Source organism: uncultured Veillonella sp., from assembly GCF_934190855.1.
Classification (GTDB): domain Bacteria; phylum Bacillota; class Negativicutes; order Veillonellales; family Veillonellaceae; genus Veillonella.
In genome coordinates this window covers 1-2,496 of record NZ_CAKPTN010000207.1, presented here as the reverse complement: position 1 = coordinate 2,496, position 2,496 = coordinate 1, and the positions used below count along the sequence as shown (strand labels likewise).

Sequence of the window (2,496 nt, the reverse complement as noted above, 5' to 3'; positions counted from 1 at the left end):
CTCCTAGTGGTGTTGTACTCGGTAAAAATGAAAGTAAATACTCTTGGCTTAAGCCTGGTGATACTGTTGCCGTTACTATTAGCGGTATCGGTACCTTAGAAAATCAATTTAACATAACCCCTACCTAATTTAATAACAAACACAAAAGAGATTACTTACGCTGTATCTATTCACCATAAAGTAATCTCTTTTTATATGAGCTTAATATTGTATTGTCAATTATGACCTTAAACCACATAAGGTCTATTTATGCTCTGCCTCTAGGTCTAGCATATATTTCTTTCGTTCAATGCCCCCTGCATAGCCTGTCAATTTACCGTTGCTACCAATAACGCGATGGCATGGAATGATAATAGAAATAGGATTATGTCCTACTGCACCGCCCACAGCTTGAGCCGAGAATTTTTCCTTACCTTGTTGTTGAGCAATCTGTTTACCTATATCTCCATATGTTGTAGTTTCACCATAAGGAATAGTTTGTAATATAGACCATACAGACTTACGGAAATCTGTCCCTTCTAACTGGATGGGAGGTGTAATAAAAGGCTTTTTACCATCAAAATATTGGTCTAGCCACATAATAGTTACCTCAAATGGACCTGTTAGTTGCTCTATATACTCTGCATCATCATAAGTTGGTGCATGATCCTCATCTATAAAAAATAAATCTGTTAAGTATGATAATGTACCAAGCATAACCATAGTTCCTAATGGGCTTTCATAGGTGTATTTATAATTCATAGTACATTAACTCCTTCTTAAGATAACAAATCATTCATAACCTTTTGTATGTCATTATTAAATGATACAGTATTTTTATGAATTTCAAAAGGTATAGGTTGATTTTCTATATTAATTGGTACATATAATGCGTCTATATTATCATGTGCCATCCGCATAAATGGGTATTTGATTATCATCGGTGTATTATAGCCAACACCAATTTCTAGCATGATAAGTTTTTTATCTTTATATCGTTCTATAAAGTCTGCATATCTATTTTGTGCCGCATACCAACCTTCGTCTTGTACAAAGGTGCCATCAATACGTAAGTTCATCGTCATCAATTCACCACATCTAGGACAGTGAGGTATTAACTCAGTAGGAATTTTCATATCCTTTTGTTCATTCACCATACGGCGCACTTGTTCTTCATTATCATAAGTTTTTTGATGACATGGCTCGGAGCACTGCCATAATCCATAATCACCTTGCATATAATAGAGTCTATTTTTGTCTACGCCCGCTAATTGCATTTGATGATCTACATTTGTAGTAATTACAAAATAATTCTTATCTTGTAATAGGTTTATTAACTGTACATAAGGGACTCCAGCAGGGGTATCATAGCGATTATAATAAATGTGACGGCTCCACCACGCCCAATACTCTTCCATACTTTCAAAGGAATAAAACCCGCCAGAATACATATCTGTAATACCATATTTTTTGTGAAAGTCATCAAAGTATTTATGAAAGCGCTCACCGCTATAGGTAAATCCAGCCGCAGTGGACATACCGGCCCCAATACCTACAAGTACCGCATCAGCTGTATTCAAAAAATCTTTTACACATTCTATATTATCCCAATAATCTGTTGTAGATTTCATAATCTATATCCTTAAATACATTAAATATCACTTGGATTTTACTATTAGTTTCTTTTAAATAGGTTCTCACAGTATCAACTGCAATTCGGGCCGCCTCTTCATTAGAGAATCTAAACTCACCGGTAGAAATACAGCAGAATGCAATGGAGTGTAAGTTATAAGCATTGGCTAACTCTAAACAGGATCGATAGGAAGCAGCTAGTTCATTTCTCTCCTTATCTGTTACTTCATCATAAATAATAGGCCCTACGGTGTGAAGTACATGCTTTGCCGGTAAATTATACCCATAGGTCATACGAGCTACACCTGTCTTTTCAGGCATTTCCATATACTCAGTCATCCTAGCACATTCCATACGAAGTTCAATACCAGCAAAGGTATGAATAGTGTTATCGATACATTTATGATTTGGCGCAAAGCATCCAAGCAGTTGATTATTAGCAGCATTAACAATAGCATCTACAGATAAACGAGTAATATCTCCTTGCCATAGATAAATCTTAGGCTCTCGCTCTTTCATATCATTAATCGTTACAATGCCTTTTTCCTGTGTTAAAGTATTTAAGTATTCAGATTCTACCTTCATCCATTCAATAGGCATAGCACCAGCAGGACGAATATTACATAAAGATCTAAAGAGAGTAAATTGCTCCTCCTCACTCACAGGGATTTCTAAATGCTCCTTATGCTTTTCTTTGTATTCTGCTACTAAGCCCTCAACCAAATAGCGTAACCGTTCTTGCTGTGTCATATGTAACTCCTTTTAGTATAGACTATACTTTCACCTATTATATAACAAAAAACTGCTAGCACATACATATGCATATGCTAGCAGTAACTTTACTGTAATTATATTTGTAGTCGTAATTATATTATATCCAATACT

Annotated in this window: 3 protein-coding genes; all 3 read right to left on the bottom strand. The window is 35.4% G+C overall.

Annotation, left to right across the window (positions count from 1 at the left end; translation table 11 throughout):
- Positions 1 to 243: 243 nt before the first annotated feature.
- Genes Q0F90_RS08800 through Q0F90_RS08790 form a run of 3 tightly spaced genes read right to left on the bottom strand, consistent with a single transcriptional unit; the run spans position 244 to position 2,361 of the window.
- A complete protein-coding gene (locus tag Q0F90_RS08800; protein ID WP_296004844.1) occupies positions 244 to 741 on the bottom strand; it encodes a methylated-DNA--[protein]-cysteine S-methyltransferase in 498 nt (165 codons plus the stop codon).
- 17 nt (positions 742 to 758) lie between these two features.
- The gene (locus Q0F90_RS08795) at positions 759 to 1,610 is read right to left on the bottom strand and encodes a Sir2 family NAD-dependent protein deacetylase (protein WP_296004842.1); all 852 of its coding nucleotides are present in this window, start codon (positions 1,608 to 1,610) and stop codon (positions 759 to 761) included.
- On the bottom strand, positions 1,582 to 2,361 hold the full coding sequence (locus Q0F90_RS08790; protein ID WP_296004840.1) for a protein-ADP-ribose hydrolase: 780 nt from the start codon (positions 2,359 to 2,361) through the stop codon (positions 1,582 to 1,584). Before Q0F90_RS08790 ends, Q0F90_RS08795 begins: the two co-directional genes overlap by 29 nt.
- Positions 2,362 to 2,496: the final 135 nt, after the last annotated feature.

What these genes read in the sequence shown, in the direction of transcription:
- Q0F90_RS08800 (WP_296004844.1), bottom strand. Translation starts at nt 741, where the DNA reads ATGAATTATAAATACACCTATGAAAGCCCATTAGGAACTATGGTTATG.
- Q0F90_RS08795 (WP_296004842.1), bottom strand. Translation starts at nt 1,610, where the DNA reads ATGAAATCTACAACAGATTATTGGGATAATATAGAATGTGTAAAAGAT.
- Q0F90_RS08790 (WP_296004840.1), bottom strand. Translation starts at nt 2,361, where the DNA reads ATGACACAGCAAGAACGGTTACGCTATTTGGTTGAGGGCTTAGTAGCA.